The following is a 20920-nucleotide window of genomic DNA, read 5'->3' on the forward strand; positions in this document are numbered from 1 at the left end:
CTATTAAGGACTTTTGGTATTTCGGCGTTGGTGTTGCCGTTTAGGAGATGTCTGCAGCGGCGCCCTCATCGCGGGACAAGTTAATGCCCAGCGATGGTCCGGCTTCGTCGTCCTCGTCAGAGCCAGACAGCTCCATCGGGGTTCCGTCAGAAGAAAGAACCTCAACGTTCAGACACAGCGACTGCAGCTCCTTGAGCAAGACCTTGAAGGACTCTGGGATACCCGGATCCGGGATATTGTCGCCCTTCACGATCGCCTCGTAGACCTTCACACGTCCAACTACGTCGTCGGACTTGATCGTCAGAAGCTCCTGCAGGGTGTAGGCGGCACCGTATGCCTGCATTGCCCACACCTCCATCTCACCGAAGCGCTGACCACCGAACTGTGCCTTACCCCCCAGTGGCTGCTGGGTAATCATGGAATAAGGACCAGTGGAACGAGCATGAATCTTCTCGTCGATCAAGTGGTGCAGCTTCAGGATGTACATGTAGCCGACGGAGATCGGGTGCTCGAATGGCTCACCGGAGCGGCCGTCGAACAAACGAGCCTTACCGTGGCGGTCCACCATGACGTTGCCGTCACGGTTTGGACGGGAGTTAGCCAACAGACCAGAGACTTCTTCGTTGGAAGCGCCGTCGAAAACCGGGGTTGCGGTCAGCGAGTTAGCTGGAACGTCATACAGTTCCTTTGGCAGGGTCTTGATCAACTCTTCGTTCTGCGGATCGTTGGGATCAACCTTCCAACCGGCGTGTGCCAGCCAACCCAGGTGAATCTCCAGGACCTGACCAATGTTCATACGACGCGGAACACCGTGGGTGTTCAGGATGACATCAACCGGGGTTCCGTCTTCCATAAACGGCATATCTTCTGGTGGCAGGATCTTGCCGACGACACCCTTGTTACCGTGGCGTCCGGCAAGCTTATCGCCGTCCTGGATCTTGCGCTTCTGGGCGACGTAGACGCGGATCATCTCATTGACGCCTGGCGACAAATCATCATCGTCTTCGCGGGAGAATCGAGCCACACCGATGACCTTGCCGGTTTCACCGTGTGGAACCTTCATCGAGGTATCGCGAACCTCGCGGGCCTTCTCGCCGAAGATGGCACGCAGCAAGCGCTCTTCTGGGGTCAGCTCCGTTTCACCCTTCGGGGTGACCTTACCGACGAGGATGTCGCCTGGGCGGACGTCCGCACCAATGCGGATGATGCCGCGCTCGTCGAGATCACGCAGGACATCTTCCGAAACATTCGGAATCTCGCGGGTGATTTCTTCGGCACCCAGCTTGGTGTCGCGGGCATCAATCTCGTGCTCTTCAATGTGCACGGAGGTCAACGAGTCATCTTCCACGATGGACTGATTCAAGATGATCGCGTCCTCGTAGTTGTGGCCTTCCCATGGCATGAACGCCACCAGCATGTTGCGGCCCAGCGACATTTCACCGTTGTGAGTACCCGGACCGTCGGCAAGCACCTGGCCTGCCTCGACACGGTCCCCAATGTTGACCAGTGGAGTCTGGTTGTAGTTGGTTCCCTGGTTGGTGCGCTCGAACTTACGCAGCATGTAGGTGTCACGGATGCCGTCATCATCCATGATGGTGATCAGGTCCGCCGAAACGTTTTCGACGACACCTGCCTTCGGGGTGATGACGACGTCGCCAGCATCGTAAGCGGCGCGCAGCTCCATGCCGGTACCGACGTATGGTGCCTCGGAGCGAACCAGCGGGACTGCCTGACGCTGCATGTTGGCACCCATCAGTGCACGGTTAGCGTCGTCGTGCTCCAGGAACGGAATCATCGCGGTAGCGACAGAGACCATTTGGCGTGGGGAGACGTCAACGTAGTCCACACCATCAGCAGTGGTCACCGCAATATCGCCGTCTTTCTGACGGACCTCGATACGGTCGCTGAGGATGGTGCCGTCTTCTGCGGTTGGAACCTCAGCCTGCGCAATGGAATAACGGTCTTCCGCATCCGCAGCCAGGTATTCCACCTCGTTGGTGACTTTGCCGTCCACAACCTTACGGTATGGAGTCTCAATGAATCCGAAGGAGTTCACGCGGCCATAGGAAGCCAGCGATCCGATCAGACCAATGTTTGGACCTTCGGGTGTCTCAATAGGACACATACGTCCGTAGTGCGAAGGGTGCACATCTCGGACCTCAATGCCGGCGCGCTCACGCGACAGACCACCTGGGCCCAGCGCGGACAGACGGCGCTTGTGGGTCAGACCCGACAGCGAGTTGTTCTGGTCCATGAACTGGGACAGCTGGGAGGTACCAAAGAATTCACGAATCGATGCGGATACCGGGCGCACGTTAATCAGCGAGGTCGGCGTGATCGACTCCGCATCCTGGGTGGTCATGCGCTCACGCACAACGCGCTCCATACGGGACAAGCCGACGCGAACTTGATTCTGAATCAACTCGCCCACGGTACGCAGACGACGGTTACCGAAGTGGTCAATGTCGTCGGTGTCCAACATCAGGCGCTGACCGTCCGGCGATTCCATCTCCCGCTCGCCGGTGTGCAGGCGCACCAGATATTCCAGGGTGGTGGCGATGTCTTCTTCAGTCAGGGTGCTCAAACCATCGTGATCGCCGCCCAAGCCCAACTTGCGATTGATCTTGTAACGACCAACGCGTGCCAAGTCATAACGCTTCGGGTTAAAGAAGGAGTTATCCAGCAAGGACTGCGCCAGATCGCGGGTAGGCTGCTCACCCGGACGCTGCTTGCGGTAAATCTCCAGCAAAGCCTCATCGGTATTAGCCACACCATCAGCTTCCAGCGTGGACATCATGAGCTCAGAGAAGCCAAAACGCTCGCGGATCTTCTCTTCAGTCCAGCCCAAGGCCTTCAGCAACACGGTGACCGGCTGGCGGCGTTTGCGGTCAATACGGACGCCAACGGTATCGCGCTTGTCGACGTCGAATTCCAGCCATGCACCACGGGAAGGAATAACCTTCACGGCATGCAACGGACGCTCGGTGGACTTGTCGATTGAGCGATCAAAATAAACACCCGGGGAACGCACCAGCTGCGATACGATAACGCGCTCGGTACCGTTCACGATGAACGTGCCTTTTTCAGTCATCATTGGGAAATCGCCAATGAAGACAGTCTGGGACTTAATCTCCTGGGTATCGGAGTTAATGAATTCCGCGGTCACATACAGTGGCGCGGAGTAGTTAATGTCTTTTTCTTTCGCTTCGTCAACGGTGTTTTTCACCGGCTCGAAACGTGGCTCGGACAACGAAAGAGACATGTTGCCTGAGTAATCCTCAATAGGCGAAAGCTCATTCAGGATATCCTCGAGCCCTGAAGTAATCTGCGCATCGGCACCGCGGCGTTCTTGCTCGCGCTCACGCCATTCCGGCGTACCGATGAGCCAATCATAAGAGTCTCGTTGTAGGTCTAAAAGCCCCGGGACGGCGATAGGTTCGTCGATCTTCGCGAACGAGTACCGTTGCGGGGCTCCAGGAATATTAGCCACTGAACTGGTCTGGCGGGAGACTGCCAAGATGGGTCCTTCCAGCACCTCACGCGGAAGCGGGTGTCAGCCACTCTGGCATGTGACTGCCCCACAACCGCTGGTATTTTTTAGCATCTTTTATTGCTGTGGATTCCCGTGATCAGATAGCATAAAATCACCTTGTCAAGTGAACGTTTTCACGAAAATTAACAAGGCTCAATCACGCACCTGTCCCCAGGATCCAGCGCAACGTAGCAGTTTATTGCAATTTGCTTATTTTGTAAAGTCCTGATCAGCGACTGTGACAGATGGGGCTAATGGATTACCCGTGGCTCAGGCTTAATTCTGTCGGGCCCGCCGAAAGCCACCAAACACACCGATCAGCGCCAACACCGTAATGACCGCACCAATTCCCAACACAATGTAGCGGATGAGACGCACTGTGTCATCGTCAGGGAATGATTCCGCCTGGGTAATAAGCTTGTCGACGTCGGCGTCGGCAAGCTGTGCCTGGTATGCGACGTCGTCTTCGATGCGCTCTCCCGTGTGAGTCGCAAAATAGTCGTCGACAGTTTCGTGCAGATCGACGATCATTCCGGTGCGTGGATGCACGAAATAATCGCGCGTCGCCGAATGATGCAAATACAGCTGCTGCCCAATTGTGGGTGCCGGAGCTTGTTCTAGGGCTTCTTCCGGAACTTCTTCAGGAGCCGGAAGCTCCTCCTGCTTAGTGTTGCGCACATCCGCGTATTTCGAGGCGACGTTCACCGGGTCGATGACCTGGCGGTAGCGATACAGCTCCACCCCATCGACCGTGACTTCCTCCTGAAATGCCGCCGGGTGGGATTCGCGAAGTGTCTCGTCAAACACGTCATAGCTAGTCTTTTCCGCGTTAACCGGGAATTTCAGCCATTGGCCATCGATCTCGACGTGCGCGGCCGGTGTCACCAAGGTGTGGCTGAGTTGCGCGGTGCTCAGCGCTTCCCCGGTCCGACGGTCCATGTCGAAGGCCCAGACGTCGGCGTCGACAAGTTCAGTTGCATCTGGCGCATCGTCCGCGTGGCTATTCTCAGCCTGCTCGTCGGGCTGGCCTGCTTGGCTATCCGCGGTGCGTCGCACAAGCGTCGAACCGACACGAACGGCGACGGATTCTGCATCAGCAGGCTCCAGCAGATCCCAATGCAACTGACGCTGATAACCAGTGGCGTCGTCGAGAAGCCGAAAGGTGGTGTGCTGGACATCAAGCGGCAATCGGGCGTCAATGTGCACAAAGCGCGGAGCCAGGCCGGCGCCAACCACCAAGGCAAGACCAATGCCGATCGCAATGGCAGACAAAACGCGTGAGGCAGGCAGCATGTGTGGCAGTTTACCGCACCCAGGGACCGAGGACCCTCGATGATCCCCGCGTACCCTCACACCATATGAGATGACCGCGCTACACGGTGGCTACTTAAAGCTCCTCACCGTGAAATTCGACTGCCACCCAGGCGTCAACATCTTCCCCGGCACCTTCTGCATCCTCACCGCGAACCGGCAGCCCCTGGTGCACCGTCGCCTTCGGACATGCCGCATCCACCTCTGACAATGCCGCACCCGCGCCGCCAGTAAACGTCACAAACGGATAGACGTCCTTGCCTGCCAAACCACCGGTCTCATCAAAAAAAGTACGAAGAATCATGGGGAGCTCCGCGTGCCACACCGGGCTGCCGACGATGATGCGCTCATACTTGCCGACGTCGGGCAGTTCGCCAGCGATGGCCGGACGGGCGTTGTCGCGCAGTTCTTGTGCCGAGCGCTGGTCGACGGAATCGAAGCCGTCGGAATAAGGATCAGCGGCGGTGATCTCGAAAGTGTCGCACTCGATGCGTTCGGCGATCATATCGGCGACACGCTTGGTATTACCGATTTCTAGTGTGCGGCGACCACCATCCCAGAGGTTTTCACCGCTGCGGGAAAAGAAAACGAGAAGAGTGTTCGGGGTGTTGGTCATGGGGAATCCTTTCTTCGCGAATGGTGGCATCCTGCGCGGGCAGCATGCCGACGATGCCGCCAATTGTGGTGGCATCACTAGGGTCTAGATTACCCCTTCTGGAGCCGAAAAATCATCCGAAAGTATGAGTAAACGGTGAAAGGTGGTTGCGCCCGCTAGCCTGGAAACACCTGAAAAACCATTGGCTCACCGCTAGGTCAACGCGTAGCGGCAACCGTCGTTATCTACCTCGGGGACAAGGCGCTCCGATTCCGCGACGATGGGCACACGATATTCGTTCTTCCAGTGACATCGCTGTGGCAACACCCCTAGCCGCACCAGGGTTAATAGGGGTCAAGGGGCAATAAGGGGTTAAAGGGTTATTCGGGGTTGAACGACGGGAAACGTGCGCCAAACCCCATAACAAAACCCGCGGGCACCTAAAGAGGTGAACCCGCGGGTTAGCGATTGTTACGAGTTATAACCGACTCGCGGCGGTAGCAAGAATGCTTGAGGTAGTAAAGACTACTTCAGCTCGACAGAAGCGCCAGCTTCTTCCAGCTTGGTCTTTGCAGCCTCGGCGTCGTCCTTGGAGGCGCCCTCGATGATAGCCTTTGGAGCGGACTCTACGAGTTCCTTGGCTTCCTTCAGGCCCAGGCCGGAAACGATTTCGCGGACAGCCTTAATAACGCCGATCTTCTTAGCGCCAGCGTCGGTCAGGACAACGTCGAACTCGTCCTTCTCTTCAGCGGCACCCTCACCAGCACCAGCGGCTGGGGCAGCAGCGGCAGCTACAGGAGCAGCAGCTTCAACGTCGAATACTTCCTCGAATTCCTTAACGAAGTCGGAAAGTTCGATCAGGGTCATTTCCTTGAACGCTTCAATGAGCTCGTCCTTGGAGAGCTTAGCCATGTCAGGCTTCCTTTCTATAGTTGCGTGTTCTGCGCATTCGCGCTTCACAGTGCACAATGTGTCGTTGGTCCCGGCATATCGTCGGCATGCGGGCCACGCTGGATATTCCAGCCAGGCCGTGCAACCGCGAGGGCCAGCACCGTGTGGTTTTTAGCCTTCGTTCTGCTTCTTCTCTTCGAGAGCAGCGCCGAGGCGAGCCATCTTGGTAGCAGGTGCGTTGAACACAGCTGCTGCCTTTGCCAAGTTGCCCTTCATAGCGCCAGCCAGCTTCGCGAGGGTATCCTCACGGCTGTCCAGATCAGCCAAAGCCTTGACTTGGTCAGCATTCAGAGCGCTGCCATCCATGTAGCCGGCCTTAACGACGAGGGCGTCGTTTTCAGAACCGAACTTCTTGAATACCTTTGCAGCATCAACAGCTTCGCCCTTAATGAAGGCGATAGCGGTTGGGCCCTGGAAGTACTCGTCAAGGTCAGTGATTCCCGCTTCGTTAGCGGCAATCTTCAGAAGGGTGTTCTTGGCGACGGAGTATTCAACATCGAAACCCAGCTGATCACGCAGCTCGGACAGCTGTGGAACAGTCAGACCACGGTATTCGGTCAAAACAACCGAGTCAGACTCAGCCAGCTTGTTCTTCAGCTTGGCCAGCTCCGCAATGTTTTTCGGGTTTGCCATGGTTACTCACGCCTCCTTTCGATACATCCTAGTGGTGTCACCACGAGACTCCCCTGCCCCGGAATACCACCCATTCAGACTGGCATTCCGGCAACAAAAAAGCCCCGTGCAAGAGCACAGGGCGCACACAACCTTCTGGTTGGGATGCACAAGTGTCTCCTGCGTGGGTCGTCGCCACCACGAGCAACTCGTGGGGTAACCTTCGATCCGCTACGCGGATAACCGACGGTCTTCGGTGAAACTTGAGCGCGGCATCAAAGCCGTTCAAACTTCACAAGTAACTCTACCATTGGGTGTTGGCAGCGCCAAATCTCAATTAACCGATCAGTCGGCCAATCTTCGCAGCACACGTTGCGCTGCTCGCCACCCGGCCATGCCGTGCACACCTGCGCCTGGCAGGCTCGCCCCACTCGCCTGCAGCACCGGAACCTCCGGATTCATCGTCAGCGTGCCGACGTACTGGCGCTGGCGTGGCATCTGCGCCAAATTCATGGCCCCGCCTGCGATATCCCCGCCGATCACATTCGCGTTGGCTTCCTGCAACTGTGCTGGGGAAACCTGGTGGCGTTCGATAATTTGCGCAGAAAACCCGGAAGCAAATCGCGAAATCTGCGCTTCTATCAGGCCTGCTACTTCACGCGGGAATTTCTCCTGGTAACCATGCGGCACGTGGGCATAGGCCCAAAGGATGTGCGGTTGCGTTGAATCCTCCGAAACTTTTCCTGAATCTGGTTGTGCCGAGGCCACCCGCCCAGTCCCCACCGACCGCCGACTACCGGACAAACGCGTAGGGTCCGCAGCCTGTTGTTGGCAGACCATCACGAATGGGCGCTCCGGCAACGTCCCCGCCGCCGCTTGACTCTCCGCTAACTGCATCTCAGACACGGATCCGCCGACGTGTACCGTGCCCGCCTCTGCCACTCGCGGGTCATTCCACTTCACCGGACCATTAATCAAATAATCCACTTTGTACACCGCAGTCCCGTACTTCCATCGGCGTAGACTCCGCGACCGCAGCCTAGACAACTCTAACCCCTGCAAGGCCAGTAGCTGCCGCGGGGTTTGGGTGGTTACCACAGCGTCATAGGTTGCAAAACCAGAAAGATCCCGGATCTCAGCACCAGTTTCAATAGTCCCGCCGTAATGCTCAATCACGCGTGCTAAAGCCCTGGTCAACTGTCCAGTGCCGCCAGAAATCACCGGCCAGCCCGTGGACATCCCGAGTGCATTAAACAACAATCCAAACGCTGCGGTGCCGGGCTGACTCGGCGGGCGAATCGCGTGTACAGCAGAACCAACCAGCAAGGCCCGGGCAGATTCGTCGACAAGCAGTCGCGAGCTCAAGCTGCTCGCTGACCACACACCCCGCAAGCCCAAGCGCGCGAGAGCAACCGGATGACGTGGGCGGACCGGAAGCACCGAGTTGACGAGCTTGCCGACGCCGTCGACAAGCGGTCTATGCAGGCGGTTCCACATGTGACGGTCGTGGTCGGAAAACTGTGCGGCGGTGGTTGCAAGGTCGCGGTGCACAATAGCCGCGGGTGCGTCGGCAAGCGGGTGCGCCATCGGGTACTGCGGATGCTTCCACTCCAACCCGTAGTTTTCGAGCCCTAACTGGCGAAACGCCGGGCTCACGACACCAAACGGATGAGCCGCGGCACCGAAATCAACCGCGCTCCCCGGCCCGAACGCAGGGTGGGTGCGCGCGGATCCGCCGATGTGGGCGGCGGCTTCAAAAACTTCTACCCGGCATCCAGCCTGCGCTAAAACCGCTGCAGCAGTAAGGCCGTTAGGCCCGGCACCAATGACGGCGACCCGGGCCGCACCATGGTGGGCAAAGGAAGGCCGAGCAAAACCAGAACTCATAGGTTAAGTCTAAGCGTCTGCGTTCTGCGGCGACCGTGTTGACGTCATTTCTGGAGGTATTGTTGGCGGCGATCCTTTTTGCGGCGTTCCTGGAGGCGAGCAGATTCTTCATAACGGCGCCAAAAACGAGCTACCTTTTCTGGTTTGGGCTCGCGGCGCCAGATTACGATCGCGGCAATTACCGCGATGACTGCCATCATGACCGCGAACCACAATTTTCCCACCAAAATCGTCGACAAGATCATTGAGGCCCACGCCGTCGCAATGATGTAAATCCGACGTCTGCGGCTTAAGGAACCAGAATAAAAATCGATGAGGTAGCTACGCAGTGGTGAACGGTGCAGGATATAGTATTCCAGCCGCTGTGAACTACGCGTGAAAAAGAAAAACGCCAGCAGCACAAACGGAGTTGCCGGTACCAACGGCACTAGCGCGCCGAAAGCACCAAGCCCCACACACAGCAGCCCAAGGGCCAGATAGAGATACCGCATAGCATCTTCAAGATTACCCCGAGTTCAGCAGAGTTAATAGGGGTAATAGACAAAACCCGGGTTAAACGCCAAAACCCACCTACACTGTCCCCATAAACGGGAGTGAAGGTGGGCGGGAGCTTAAGTCTTAAGCTGCTTAAGTCTTGGGAGATGAAACCTCAGGATGATTAAACCTGGAAAGGTTTAAGCCTCGACGGTGTAGTTCTTCTGCACCGATGGGTCAACTGGAACACCAGGACCAGTGGTGGAAGAAACGGTGATCTTCTTCAGGTAAACACCCTTAGCAGCCGATGGCTTCAGACGCAGGACTTCGTCCAACAGTGCGCCGTAGTTCTCAGCCAGAGCCTGCTCGCTGAACGATGCCTTACCGATCAGGGCGTGCAGGTTGGAAGCCTTGTCGACGCGGAAAGAGATCTTACCGCCCTTAACTTCCTTGATCGCCTTGGTGACGTCGTTGGTGACGGTACCGGTCTTAGGGTTCGGCATCAGGCCACGAGGACCCAACACGCGAGCGATACGACCGATCTTGGCCATCTGGTCAGGGGTAGCAATTGCGACGTCGAAGTCGATCTTGCCTTCGGTGACCTGGGAGATCAGCTCATCAACACCGACGATGTCGGCGCCAGCCTGCTCAGCTTCGGTGGCCTTCTCGCCAGCTGCGAAAACAGCGACGCGAACATCTTTACCGGTGCCATTTGGCAGGGACACGGTGCCGCGAACCAACTGGTCAGCCTTACGCGGGTCAACGCCCAGACGCATAGCAACGTCGATGGTGGCGTCGAAGTTCTTCGAAGATGTGTCCTTAGCCAGCTTTACTGCCTCTAGTGGGCGGTACAGGTGGTCGCGGGAGATCTTGGTCGCGGCTTCTTTGAAAGCTTTGGACTTAGTGCTCATTTCTCAATTCCTTCTGTTGTGGGATTGTCGTGGTCAGCGAGCCGGAGCTGGCTCTGCCACGGTGGATGCGGCCGCATCGGACTGCGGCCATGGCAAACATCAAGGCTGCGGTACGACCGGCCTTAACGCTTGCCGGGTGACAGACTGGTGCCAGATTTAAGCGTCTGGGTGTCCGTCGACGTTCAGGCCCATGGAGCGAGCGGTACCAGCGATGATGCGGGCAGCGTTTTCCTCGTCACGAGCGTTCAGGTCTTCGAACTTGGTCTTGCCGATTTCCTTGCACTGTTCCCAGGTCACGGTGCCGACCTTCTGGGTGTGCGGAACGCCGGAGCCCTTCTGCACGCCAGCAGCCTTCAGAAGCAACTTGGCAGCAGGTGGGGTCTTCAGCTTGAAGTCGAAGGAGCGATCCTCGTAGACAGTGATTTCTACAGGGATAACTTCGCCGCGCTTGTCTTCGGTAGCGGCGTTGTAAGCCTTGCAGAATTCCATGATGTTGACCTGGTGGGCACCCAGGGCAGGACCGACTGGAGGAGCAGGGTTTGCCTGACCAGCCTGGATCTGCAGCTTAATGAAGCCTGCTTGCTTCTTTTTCTTCTTTGGAGCCATCGTTTTACCTCAATTCCGTGGTACCAGCACCCCGCCACGATGAATAACGGGGACTGTCCGGATTCCGGCCTTCGCCGGCAACCGGGGATGTGTATTTTTCAATGTGCGCACAGGGATTTTCCGCGTGCCGTCTGGTATCTCACCGCCGGCACGCCAATCAGGCACACACGAGGGACTAGCCTACTGCACGATGTGGGGTGTTCCCAAACTACATAATGCGTTCGACCTGATCCGCGGTGAGCTCAACAGGAGTCTCGCGGCCAAAGATAGACACCAGTGCCTGCATCTTGCCGGTTTCTGGATCGATCTCGGAAATCGTCGCCGAAACCGAGGCCAGCGCACCGGACAGGATCGTGACAGCTTCGCCAACCTGGTAGTCGTGGTTGATGCCGGATGCTGCAGGTTTTTGCGGAGCAACGGTATGCTCTTCATCTGCATGTGCTGGGGTCTCGTCACGCGCCTCGGTGGTCTTCGGCAGCAGGAATTTAGCAACCTCACGGGTCTTGACGACGGTGGCGTTGCCTTCGTTACCCACGAACGACGTCACACCCGGGGTGTCGCGAACAACAGACCACGCACGGTCGTTAATTTCCATGCGCACCAGAACATAGCCCGGCAGAAGCTTCTTCTTGACGATCTTCTTCTTGCCGTCCTTTTTCTCCACGACGTTCTCAATCGGGACGACGACGTCGAAGATCGAATCCTCCACCTCGAGAGTCTGGATACGCATATCAAGGTTGGTTTTTACCTTGTTTTCGTAACCCGAGTAGCACTGGATGATGTACCACTGCCCTGGCTGTTTCTTGAGTTCTTTCGTGAACTCCCGCAAGCGCATTCGGTAAGCAGCATCGTCATCGGCGTCCTGCGCAGAAGTAGAGGCAGCAGATTCGGCGGAATCATTCGTGGACTCCGAATCGGCAGCGCTGTCGCTACTGTCGCTTTCTGCAGATTTCGCGGCGGCCTCGGTAGCTTTGACTGCTTCCTCATGGTCTTTCGCAAAATCATCAGAATCCGCGTCATAGTCGTCGCCAAGAGACTCACGATCTTCTTCGGCTGCCAACTCTGCTGCTTCGCTGGCCTTTGCGACCTCAGGAGTTACTTCTTCAAAAACGTCGTTCTCGTTGTGTTGATCATCGGTGTAGTTATTGTCGTTCTGGGTTTCTTCGCTCACGGTAGCGTTACTCCCTTGGGTCTAGGGTCGTCGGATGATTCGGAATGGTTGTGCTCAAAAATTATCCCGCTTATCCACAAGGGACAAGCGGGATTACAACCTGATATATAGCGATTATACCTAAGGAGTCAGAACTGCTTCAACTCCCATGGTAGCAACGGTGTCGATGCTCCACACCAGTGCAGTAAGTACGAAAAGGAAGGCAAATACGACGATGGTGTACTGCACCATTTGTTTAGCGGTAGGCCAGACAACTTTGCCCATTTCCGAGACAACCTCAGGAACGAAACGAGCAGGACCGCCGCCTGGCTTATCATCGCGGACAGAGGAATCATCCACGTTAACGACGCGCTTTGCCTCGTAAGAAGCGCTCGAGGTGGTGGAGGCACCGGAGCGTTGACGTTTACCGACTGGGCGAGCTGCTCCGCCGGTAGCGTTGTTCTCTTCGCTCACGTCAAAAACTCCTCAATGACCTACAGTGGCCTCGGTGAATGACCTCATAAAAAATAATGGCAGGGGCGACAGGACTCGAACCTGCAACCTACGGTTTTGGAGACCGTTGCGCTACCAATTGCGCCACGCCCCTAGAAGGGTGCTGGGTAACAGACCAGGCATCCAACTTGCAGAAGCCCGAACTTACAGCAGCCTTCACCTTAGCAGACCGGAAACCGGTCGGCGCAAGGCTTGAGGTTATGGGAAAAATTCCCAGTAGCGATGGCGGGAATTGAACCCGCGACACAACGATTATGAGTCGTATGCTCTACCACTGAGCTACACCGCCTGGTGTTGCCACATCTAAGGTGTTCGACCCTAAACAGCAACAGAGCCCCCTGACGGAATCGAACCGTCGACCTTTTCCTTACCATGGAAACGCTCTACCGACTGAGCTAAGGGGGCGCAGCCTCGAAACCAACTTTGCAGTCTTTCGATCTACTTTGTTGCGCTCCGTTGAAGCCTCACACAGCCTAACCCAATTGCATACAAGTACACAAATCGCCAGGTGAGCGTTCATTTTTGAGGTGCCATTTGCGCACTTACTTGGGCCTAAACGACAGGATGTGTTGGTGAGGTTGTATGGTTAACCGCTCTGGCGGGTTGTTATTAGGATTATTTCACTTATCTGGAGGGATAAACCGGCCTCGGGCCGGAAATACCGCCAGGGGCGTGCTGGTGTGCTAGTTGCCTAGATTCACGATGGGAGGATGAGTAAGAATCATCCTCGATGTCCCGTCTGTAGCGGGGCGTGTACCAAATACGGAACAACGAGTACCGGTCGCCAACGATGGCGATGCCGCACCTGCAAGGCCACCTTCACCCGCGCTAATGACGACGCAGTACAAGCTAAATGGTTTCGCCTTTTCATCTTGTGGCTTATCTCTGGCCGCAGCCTGGCACAGACAGCTAAAAGTTGTGGAGTTTCACCACGAACTCTGCAACGCCGCTTTAAAACGTTCTGGTTTATCCAACCTCCCCGAAATGTTGATAAGCAGCGAATCTACGATCAAATCTTCATCGACGGCACCTATTTCAACACCAAGTGCCTTGTCGTGGCTGCTGACTCCAGCCATGTCATCAATTGGTTCTGGTGCACGAAGGAATCTTCCTGGTCCTACATGCGCCTGCTGGACGAACTAGCCCCACCACAACTGGTGACCTGTGATGGGGATTCCGGAGGGCTTAAAGCACTACACCGCTTATGGCCTAATACCCCGGTGCAACGTTGCATTGTCCACGTAAAACGCAATATCCAACGCGCCACAGGCCTTCACCCCACCTCGCCGATGGGCAAAGCACTACAACGGCTTTCCTTTGAACTGCTCGCCGCTGACAATCTGGATAAAGCAGCTAAATGGACAGTCAAGCTACACCAATTCGGCACCGTATTTAGCTCCCAGCTCAAAGCCAGGACTTACGTCAAAGACGTGCCCTTCGAGCAGATTCCGAAATCCAAACGCGGCAACAAAAAATGGTGGTACACCCACGATGTTCACCGCGGAATCTACCTACAACTAAAGAAAATGAGCCAACAAGGACACCTCTTTGCCTACCTCACCCAAGCTAAAGAAGGCCAACGTTTAGAACGCACAACCAACAGCCTGGAAGGCGGGGTGAACTCGCAGATCAAGCAATTAATGCACGCCCACCGCGGACTGCGCGACGAGCACCAACGCATCGCCTGCGACTGGTGGCTGTACCTACACACGCAGCTGCCTGACGACCCTGTAGAGATCGCCAGGCAGCAAAACTGGGGCCAAAACGCACTCACCAAAGCACAAACCTTAGCCAGCCAGGAAACACAAGCTACCAGCGGCCATGAGGACGGCCGACCAGCAACCTACGACAGCGCCATTGACACTGCCTACAACCACTCTATCGGAATACGCAAAGGCCACCTACGCTAAAACCCCAACTCCACCAACGCAATCTGTCGTTTAACTCGACACGCCGTAAAACAACACATTTAGTCGTTTAGGCCCTTACTAACCCACGATTAGTGAACAGAAACGGGTTAAACGCCAAAGCCAGCCCCACACGCAAATCCCCCCGCATGCGACGAACCCCGCGCGATACTTCGCGCGGGGTTCGTATGTTGTGCCAGGTAGAAGATTCGAACTTCTGAAGGCAATGCCGGCGGATTTACAGTCCGCTCCCTTTGGCCGCTCGGGCAACCTGGCGTGCACCATTTGGTGCGGTTATTTACCCTACTATAGACACCCAATGAATTTACAAATCGGCACTACAGGCGGGGTTTCAGGGGTCGAATGTGTGACTTTCTATGGATCCACCCTCGCCTGGAGTGCCCCCGGAAAACCACCGGGGCCAGCTGTCAACAGCCGGAAGCCGATGCTGCTAATGCCACCAAGAGCCGGACTAGCCCACCCGACGCATGGTGTATTCCGCGAGCAACCGCAGCGCGCGCGTCGCGGCAATATCCGGCAACTTGTCCAGCTCACGATCCACCACGTCCAAGTGGGCCTGGACGTCGGCAAGAGCTTTCGCACGCCCGTCAGTCTCCCGGATCAAGGCGATCGCGCGCTGCACGTCGTCCTCAGCCTCCAGCGGGCCCGTCAACAACGCGCGCAAATCACTACCAGCAGCGCTGTCATCTTCCAACGCATAGAGCACCGGCAACGTAAACACGCCCTCGCGCAAGTCCGTACCCGGAATCTTGCCGGAATCCTTCGGATCAGAAAACAAGTCGATAATGTCGTCGACGATCTGGAAAATCATGCCAATCGCGCCGCCGATAATCTGCAAGGAACGCTGCGTCGGCTCATCAGCCCCAGCGTGGTAGGCACCCAAGTAGCCCGCCGAAGCAATCAACACGGCAGTCTTTTCCTCAATCACCTTCTGATAATGCTCCACCGGGTTCGACTCACCCGCGCCGAGCGTCTCCCGCATCTGGCCGGTGACCAATTCCTGGAACGTCTCACCAAAGTGGCGGACCGTCAAACTATCCATGCTGGACATAATGCGAGAAGCATGCGCGAGCAACACGTCGCCAGACAAAATCGCCACCGAGTTACTCCACCGCGAATTCGCCGATTCCACCCCACGCCGCTGATCGGCCTCATCCATCACATCGTCGTGATAAAGCGTCGCCAAGTGCACAATCTCCACCACACTTGCTGCTTTATAAACGTTGTCCGTCTCTGCATGCGGGCCATATTCCGCCGCAAGCAACGCCATCATCGGGCGGAAGCGCTTGCCACCAGCGGTAGTCAGGTGCAAAACCTTATCCGTGATGAACTCTGCGCCCTGCGAAAGCTCCGAACGCAGCAGGTCTTCGACCGTTTCCATCCCGGCAGCAATGCGCGAATTGAGCTGTTCATCCCCCAAATCCACAGCGGGGGTGTAACCAGAAACCTGGTTTTGGCCAGTGGTCATATCCGAGGTTTATCCTTGCGCTTATTCGTTCCCATAATTCCCGTCCTAACAGTAGTCGACGGAACAGGGCAAAAACACTTCCGGGGTCATAGTCATGCAACAATATGCGACAATAATGCCCATGAGCCTTGCCGACGACTCCCCTACTGGCCGCGATCCTGAGTCCCACAGCACAGCGAACCACGATTTTCTTGCCGACGGCCGTGTGGACGATCTCGCCGACACCTCCGGCACGGTGTCCTGCGATATTGCTGTCATCGGCGGTGGCCCAGCTGGAGCCGCAGCCGCAATTTATGCCGCGCGGGCTGGCTGGGACGTCGTGCTGGTGGATCAAGCAGAATTTCCGCGAGACAAAACCTGCGGCGACGGGCTAACTCCACGCGCGATGGCGAAGCTGCGTGAGCTGGGCATCCTAGACGGGGTGAACCCGGGCTATCGCAACCGGGGATTAAAACTGCACGGCTTCGGCGGATCAGTGACTGCCGCCTGGCCAGACGGGCATTTCGGGGCTGCAGGCACCGCGTGGCCGCGCCGCGATTTGGACAACTACCTGCTGCAGCACGCCGCAGCAGCCGGGGCGCGGGTATGGACGGGGTATTCGGGTGCTGATGTCGTCGTCAAGAACAATGCGATTGAAACGATCACGGTGCGGCGGGTTGGTGGCAGGGGCGGCTCGTCTGGCCAACACGGTCCCCACGACCAAGCCGACGCCGGGCTAGGCGACCAGCAGCCGTCGGCAAGCGAAATTACCCTGCGGCCGCGCTGGACGATCGTGGCCGATGGAGTGCGCTCGACGTTTGGCAAGAAATTGGGGCGCGAATGGCATCGCAGCGAAGTCTATGGGATCGCCGCGCGGTCATATTGCAGCTCGCCATACTCCGCTGAGCCCTGGATGCACTCGCACGTGGAACTCACCGACGAAAACCGCGCCGTGCAGCCTGGATACGGGTGGATTTTCCCGCTTGGCGACGGCACGGTGAACCTGGGATGCGGGGCATTGTCGACGGATAAACGTCCGGCAGCGATCAACACCAAGAAACTGCTGGAATTTTATGCCGGGCAGCAACGGGAAGCGTGGGGTTTGGGGGAACCGCGCGAGGTGGCGTCGGCGCTGCTGCCGATGGGTGGGGCTGTGTCGAACGTAGCCGGGGCGAACTGGATGCTGATCGGCGACGCCGCTGCTTGTGTGAACCCATTAAACGGTGAGGGCATCGACTACGGGTTGGAAACTGCAGAGCTGGCGGTCGGGTTGTTGGGCGGCGGTGATGTGGCCTCAAGGAATTCTGCCAGTGTCCCAAGATTAGGATCCTGCGGCCACTTTCCTCTAAGCCCCGCTGTTGACCTGACCTTGGTGTGGCCGGAGGTGCTGCGCGCTCATTTCGGGGAAGCCTTCATGTGGGCGCGTACCGCAGCAAGGCTTTTGACCTACCCGCAGTTTTTGCCGGTCTTCGGCCCGTTGGGGCTGCGGGGTCCAGCAGCACGGTATTTGATGCCGGCGGCGGCGCGACTGATGGGCAACTTGGTTACCGAGGAAGACCTGGACCTGATTTCCCGGCTGTGGAAAAAGGCTGGGAAATATGCAGCGACAGCGCGGGCCGACACGCCATTATGGGATTCAACGGTTTAGGGAATATGGGGAATGGACTGTTCTAGGTCGCGACCTAGAAGCATGTGCGCACTACACAAGGGTGCACGATACTTGCCTTCGATATTACTGGCTCCAATAAACATTGCTGTTTGGGAATACTGTAGGGTTTCAAAAACCAGCCAAACAATGGGGAACCTGCGATGCCAAAGCCAATGGCAAGGCATAAGTAAACAAAGCCACCACCGATTTTGATGAATCTGTCCAGTTCATCTGGTTCATCTGGGCTTTTTAGTGTTTTCGTCACTCGTGACTCTTGTGTTCTTACGCTCCGACAGCACGAGTTTTGTTTCTACAAGCACCAGAAGCACGAAAATATAAACAGCAGTCGCGATGATTTCAAGTAGAGGCATTTCCTGGAGGCCTCCGGCAGTAGCGCGATAAAGAATCCATGCAGTGGGTAATGCTAATAGAACTCCAGCCCAGCCCACTATCCTGGCCCGTGGCCGATTCCCATGTTTAACTTCATAGAGAGCAGATAAGCTCGCTACGGCTATAGCGATTATCAAAATAGACAGAATTATCATCGTATGATTCTCGGCACACGTGCACTCGTTGTCAAGAGTTTTTGGATCGGACTCGCTATTTCTCCGATTTCTTCTACGCTTAAAGTCCCTTGGACGTAATCGACGAGTTTCTCGTCAACTCAAACGTATTCAGACGGACCAAAGCCCAGGAGACTTCTTCTAGGTCGCGACCTAGAAGCGTTTAGGCAGGTCTAGGCTTTGTGCGCTGAATGCAGAGCCACGATTCCGCCAGTCAGGTTTTGCCAGCCGCACTCAGTCCATCCATTAGCGTTGATCTCAGCAGCCAAGGTCTCCTGATCCGGCCACATACGGATCGATTCCGCCAAGTACTCATACGCTTGCGCATTCGAAGAAATCACCCGCGCAATCGCAGGCAAAGCACGCATCAGATACTCCTTGTATACCGTGCTAAACACCGGAATCACCGGGGTAGAAAACTCGGCAACGGTGAGCTTGCCGCCCGGTTTGGTCACCCGCGCCATTTCCCGCAGCCCGGCGCGGAAATCGTGGATATTACGCAGGCCATACGAGATCGTGACGGCGTCGAAACTCTCGTCCGCAAACGGCAGGTGCATTCCGTCACCGGCAACCTTGGGCACATCGCGGTGGGCGCCGGCTGCCAGCATGCCGGTCGAAAAATCACAGGCCACGCACCAGGCTCCAGAGCGTGCCAACTGCACCGTAGACACGGCGGTTCCGGCCGCTAAGTCCAGCACTTTATCCCCAGCCTGCAGATCTAGCCGCTCGCGAGTGCGTTTGCGCCAATAATTATCGATCCCGAGCGAGAGCACGGTATTGGTCAGGTCGTAATTCTTGCTGACCGTATCGAACATCGACGCCACATCCACCGGCGCCTTATCCAGCGTCGCACGAGTGAGTTTCGGTGCCTGCTTGTCCAGCTTGTTCTGCTTGTTCGGCTCAGCCTTATTCGAAGAATCCACCCCACCAGCTTAATGGTTGGCTACCGGAGATTCCCACGCAGCTGGGTTCACCTCCGCCAGCACCTGCCGATAATAGTCCACCAACTGAGCACAGATCCTAGGCCAAGTCTTGCCCTCCACGCGCTCGCGAGCTGCAGCGGATATTTCTTGCCGACGGCTCGGGGCTGCCAACCAGCTGACCGCGTCGGCAAGCTTGGCTTCGAAATTATCGGGATCTAGTAGCAGCCCAGTGCAGCCATCAGGGTTCGCGTTGCTGTCACCAAGGTTCCCGCTGCCGTCGCAAAGGTTCCCGTTGCTACCGTCCCGGATCAGGTCGATTGGACCGCCTGCCCGTGGGGCGATCGTCGGCACGCCGCTTGCGTGGGCTTCTTGGATGGTCTGGCAAAAAGTTTCCAGCTCACCGGGGTGGACGAAAACATCGAAACTGGCATAGGCAGCCGCCAGGTCGCTGCCGCTGAGCGCACCGCAAAACACCGCATCCGGCATGGCGGCTTCCAGCTCAGAACGACACGGGCCATCGCCGACGATGACGAGCTGCACATCGGGCCGAGCGGATAATACTGCCAGCCGGTGCACACCCTTCTCGTTGGCCAGGCGTCCCACGTAACCGACGATGGTTGGCTCTGGTTGTTTGGGCCGCCCTGCGCGCCACTGCCGACGCAGCGCATCCGAACGCTTCTGCGGATGAAACAACTGCGTATCCACCCCGCGCCCCCACAGCGCGAGATTGCGCACCCCGTGGGATTCCAACTGACGAATCGTCTCGCTCGACGGCGCCAACGTCAGCTGGCAATGGTTATGCATCCGCTTGATCCAACGCCAGGTAGCGTGCTGCAACACCCCCAGCTGGTACAAGCCGGCAAAACCTGCGATATCAGTCTGAAACACCGCTACCCGAGGAACACCTAACCGCCGAGCAGCCCAACCGCCGCCGCGCCCCAACGCGAAGGGGCTTGCGAGGTGCACGATATCCGGGCGGAATTCAGCGAGCGTTCGCCGGACCGTGGGTGTCGGCACGCCTATGGGCAGAGAATCGACGAATGGCAGGCGGATCGTCGGCACACGCACGACCCGAAACCCCGCATAATGCGAGATTTCCGGGTGGTCCGGGGCCCTGCAGTGGGGGCTCTTGCTCTGGGGATGCTTGCTCTGGGGGTGCTTGCCGTGCGGGCCGGGCGCGATGACGATAGCGTCATGGCCTTGCGCGCGCAGATACTCCAGAATGCGAAGGACGGAATTGCTGACCCCGTTCACATGCGGCAAAAAAGACTCGGCGACGATGGCCACGCGCAGCCGCGAGAGATTTTTAGGCTCGGGCATCAGCTGGCATCACTCACGGTTACGCTTCATGAAGCTTCCTTGGCCCCCGCTCTTCTTGGAACTACCTGGAGCGCTGGTCTTCTTCGAACTTCCTTCGCCCTGTTTCTTGGGACGCGTCGTAAAGCTGATCAACTGCCACAACACCAACGTGACGACGACAACCAGCACCGCGACACTCAGCCCCGGGATAATCGCCAATGTCCAACCACGGCCAGCGACTTTCACCAGGTCCGGATCCGCGCGCGAATACTGCACCCAAACCTGCTGGCCCTCGGCAAGCCCGGTGGGATACAACACGCCTGTCGACGGCGCCCGATACAAACCTTCATCGTCCCGGAATTCCACGGTGGTGCGCAACAAGGAAGTACCCGTGACCGTCGCTAGGGCGCGACCTGGATCAGATTCAATCCTGTGATCATTCGCCGCTGCCCCACCAATCATGGCAACCGAGCCAAGTAGTCCGGCTATACACAAGGCCGCGACCAACTGGTGCAAACGGCGCCGCCACTGCCGACGCTGCCGGTGCGGATCTATGAGATCTGTCATGGC

The 20920-nt window shown here is 57.1% G+C and carries 17 protein-coding genes and 4 tRNA genes; 2 read left to right on the top strand and 19 right to left on the bottom strand.

Features of this window, described 5'->3' with window-relative positions:
• Nucleotides 1-40: 40 nt before the first annotated feature.
• The 14 genes from rpoB to ACP8MI_RS09250 form a co-directional block, all read right to left on the bottom strand.
• The gene (gene rpoB, locus ACP8MI_RS09185) at nt 41-3535 is read right to left on the bottom strand and encodes a DNA-directed RNA polymerase subunit beta (RefSeq protein ID WP_249606052.1); all 3495 of its coding nucleotides are present in this window, start codon (nt 3533-3535) and stop codon (nt 41-43) included.
• A 273-nt stretch (nt 3536-3808) separates the two neighbouring features.
• Nucleotides 3809-4825 carry a cell envelope lipid trafficking protein PgfA gene (pgfA, locus tag ACP8MI_RS09190; protein ID WP_249606053.1) on the bottom strand — a complete coding sequence of 339 codons (1017 nt, stop codon included), beginning with the start codon at nt 4823-4825 and terminating at the stop codon, nt 3809-3811.
• Nucleotides 4826-4919: 94 nt separating this feature from the next.
• Nucleotides 4920-5459, bottom strand: coding sequence for a flavodoxin (locus ACP8MI_RS09195; RefSeq protein WP_249606054.1), 540 nt, complete (start codon nt 5457-5459; stop codon nt 4920-4922).
• A 504-nt stretch (nt 5460-5963) separates the two neighbouring features.
• Complete coding sequence (gene rplL, locus ACP8MI_RS09200; protein ID WP_049148393.1) at nt 5964-6350, bottom strand: 50S ribosomal protein L7/L12; 387 nt, start codon at nt 6348-6350, stop codon at nt 5964-5966.
• Nucleotides 6351-6500: 150 nt separating this feature from the next.
• Nucleotides 6501-7022 (bottom strand): 50S ribosomal protein L10, encoded by a 522-nt coding sequence (gene rplJ / locus ACP8MI_RS09205; protein WP_049148391.1) that lies wholly within the window; start codon nt 7020-7022, stop codon nt 6501-6503.
• A 324-nt stretch (nt 7023-7346) separates the two neighbouring features.
• The gene (locus ACP8MI_RS09210; RefSeq protein WP_249606055.1) at nt 7347-8888 is read right to left on the bottom strand and encodes a phytoene desaturase family protein; all 1542 of its coding nucleotides are present in this window, start codon (nt 8886-8888) and stop codon (nt 7347-7349) included.
• 44 nt (nt 8889-8932) lie between these two features.
• Nucleotides 8933-9379 carry a YbaN family protein gene (locus ACP8MI_RS09215; RefSeq protein WP_049148386.1) on the bottom strand — a complete coding sequence of 149 codons (447 nt, stop codon included), beginning with the start codon at nt 9377-9379 and terminating at the stop codon, nt 8933-8935.
• Between the two features lie 183 nt (nt 9380-9562).
• A complete protein-coding gene (gene rplA, locus ACP8MI_RS09220) occupies nt 9563-10273 on the bottom strand; it encodes a 50S ribosomal protein L1 (protein ID WP_049150310.1) in 711 nt (236 codons plus the stop codon).
• Nucleotides 10274-10429: 156 nt separating this feature from the next.
• Complete coding sequence (rplK, locus tag ACP8MI_RS09225) at nt 10430-10879, bottom strand: 50S ribosomal protein L11 (protein WP_018121334.1); 450 nt, start codon at nt 10877-10879, stop codon at nt 10430-10432.
• 208 nt (nt 10880-11087) lie between these two features.
• Nucleotides 11088-12050 carry a transcription termination/antitermination protein NusG gene (nusG, locus tag ACP8MI_RS09230; RefSeq protein ID WP_284589928.1) on the bottom strand — a complete coding sequence of 321 codons (963 nt, stop codon included), beginning with the start codon at nt 12048-12050 and terminating at the stop codon, nt 11088-11090.
• A gap of 120 nt (nt 12051-12170) precedes the next feature.
• Nucleotides 12171-12503: a preprotein translocase subunit SecE gene (gene secE, locus ACP8MI_RS09235; RefSeq protein WP_049150306.1), complete on the bottom strand. Its 333-nt coding sequence runs from the start codon at nt 12501-12503 to the stop codon at nt 12171-12173.
• A 57-nt stretch (nt 12504-12560) separates the two neighbouring features.
• A tRNA-Trp gene (locus ACP8MI_RS09240) sits at nt 12561-12636 on the bottom strand.
• A 123-nt stretch (nt 12637-12759) separates the two neighbouring features.
• Nucleotides 12760-12831 (bottom strand) — tRNA-Met (locus ACP8MI_RS09245).
• Nucleotides 12832-12874: 43 nt separating this feature from the next.
• A tRNA-Thr gene (locus ACP8MI_RS09250) sits at nt 12875-12947 on the bottom strand.
• A 305-nt stretch (nt 12948-13252) separates the two neighbouring features.
• Here ACP8MI_RS09250 and ACP8MI_RS09255 point away from each other — a divergent pair.
• Nucleotides 13253-14452 carry an IS1249 family transposase gene (locus tag ACP8MI_RS09255; RefSeq protein WP_284573195.1) on the top strand — a complete coding sequence of 400 codons (1200 nt, stop codon included), beginning with the start codon at nt 13253-13255 and terminating at the stop codon, nt 14450-14452.
• Between the two features lie 191 nt (nt 14453-14643).
• On the opposite strand, the gene ACP8MI_RS09260 is transcribed toward ACP8MI_RS09255, so the two are convergent.
• Both ACP8MI_RS09260 and ACP8MI_RS09265 read right to left on the bottom strand, forming a co-directional pair.
• Nucleotides 14644-14725: transfer RNA gene (locus ACP8MI_RS09260), tRNA-Tyr, on the bottom strand.
• A gap of 196 nt (nt 14726-14921) precedes the next feature.
• Nucleotides 14922-15938: a polyprenyl synthetase family protein gene (locus ACP8MI_RS09265; protein WP_049150305.1), complete on the bottom strand. Its 1017-nt coding sequence runs from the start codon at nt 15936-15938 to the stop codon at nt 14922-14924.
• 115 nt (nt 15939-16053) lie between these two features.
• Between ACP8MI_RS09265 and ACP8MI_RS09270 the strand changes: the two genes are divergently transcribed.
• On the top strand, nt 16054-17565 hold the full coding sequence (locus ACP8MI_RS09270; protein WP_239211931.1) for a geranylgeranyl reductase family protein: 1512 nt from the start codon (nt 16054-16056) through the stop codon (nt 17563-17565).
• Nucleotides 17566-18301: 736 nt separating this feature from the next.
• Here ACP8MI_RS09270 and ACP8MI_RS09275 read toward each other — a convergent pair.
• The 3 genes from ACP8MI_RS09275 to ACP8MI_RS09285 all read right to left on the bottom strand — a co-directional run bounded on the left by ACP8MI_RS09275 (nt 18302) and on the right by ACP8MI_RS09285 (nt 20917).
• Entirely contained in the window at nt 18302-18943 is a 642-nt protein-coding gene (locus ACP8MI_RS09275; RefSeq protein WP_049150326.1) for a demethylmenaquinone methyltransferase, read from the bottom strand.
• A 117-nt stretch (nt 18944-19060) separates the two neighbouring features.
• Nucleotides 19061-20344: a glycosyltransferase family 4 protein gene (locus ACP8MI_RS09280; protein WP_249606555.1), complete on the bottom strand. Its 1284-nt coding sequence runs from the start codon at nt 20342-20344 to the stop codon at nt 19061-19063.
• 36 nt (nt 20345-20380) lie between these two features.
• On the bottom strand, nt 20381-20917 hold the full coding sequence (locus ACP8MI_RS09285) for a DUF3592 domain-containing protein (protein ID WP_249606058.1): 537 nt from the start codon (nt 20915-20917) through the stop codon (nt 20381-20383).
• Between the last annotated feature and the right edge of the window lie 3 nt (nt 20918-20920).

It is taken from the genome of Corynebacterium sp. LaCa_70 (assembly GCF_058182015.1).

Coding starts and splice junctions, on each gene's coding strand:
- pgfA (WP_249606053.1), bottom strand. CDS start 4,825: ATGCTGCCTGCCTCACGCGTTTTGTCTGCCATTGCGATCGGCATTGGT.
- ACP8MI_RS09195 (WP_249606054.1), bottom strand. CDS start 5,459: ATGACCAACACCCCGAACACTCTTCTCGTTTTCTTTTCCCGCAGCGGT.
- rplL (WP_049148393.1), bottom strand. CDS start 6,350: ATGGCTAAGCTCTCCAAGGACGAGCTCATTGAAGCGTTCAAGGAAATG.
- rplJ (WP_049148391.1), bottom strand. CDS start 7,022: ATGGCAAACCCGAAAAACATTGCGGAGCTGGCCAAGCTGAAGAACAAG.
- ACP8MI_RS09210 (WP_249606055.1), bottom strand. CDS start 8,888: ATGAGTTCTGGTTTTGCTCGGCCTTCCTTTGCCCACCATGGTGCGGCC.
- ACP8MI_RS09215 (WP_049148386.1), bottom strand. CDS start 9,379: ATGCGGTATCTCTATCTGGCCCTTGGGCTGCTGTGTGTGGGGCTTGGT.
- rplA (WP_049150310.1), bottom strand. CDS start 10,273: ATGAGCACTAAGTCCAAAGCTTTCAAAGAAGCCGCGACCAAGATCTCC.
- rplK (WP_018121334.1), bottom strand. CDS start 10,879: ATGGCTCCAAAGAAGAAAAAGAAGCAAGCAGGCTTCATTAAGCTGCAG.
- ACP8MI_RS09255 (WP_284573195.1), top strand. CDS start 13,253: ATGAGTAAGAATCATCCTCGATGTCCCGTCTGTAGCGGGGCGTGTACC.
- ACP8MI_RS09265 (WP_049150305.1), bottom strand. CDS start 15,938: ATGACCACTGGCCAAAACCAGGTTTCTGGTTACACCCCCGCTGTGGAT.
- ACP8MI_RS09270 (WP_239211931.1), top strand. CDS start 16,054: ATGCCCATGAGCCTTGCCGACGACTCCCCTACTGGCCGCGATCCTGAG.
- ACP8MI_RS09275 (WP_049150326.1), bottom strand. CDS start 18,943: ATGTTCGATACGGTCAGCAAGAATTACGACCTGACCAATACCGTGCTC.
- ACP8MI_RS09285 (WP_249606058.1), bottom strand. CDS start 20,917: ATGACAGATCTCATAGATCCGCACCGGCAGCGTCGGCAGTGGCGGCGC.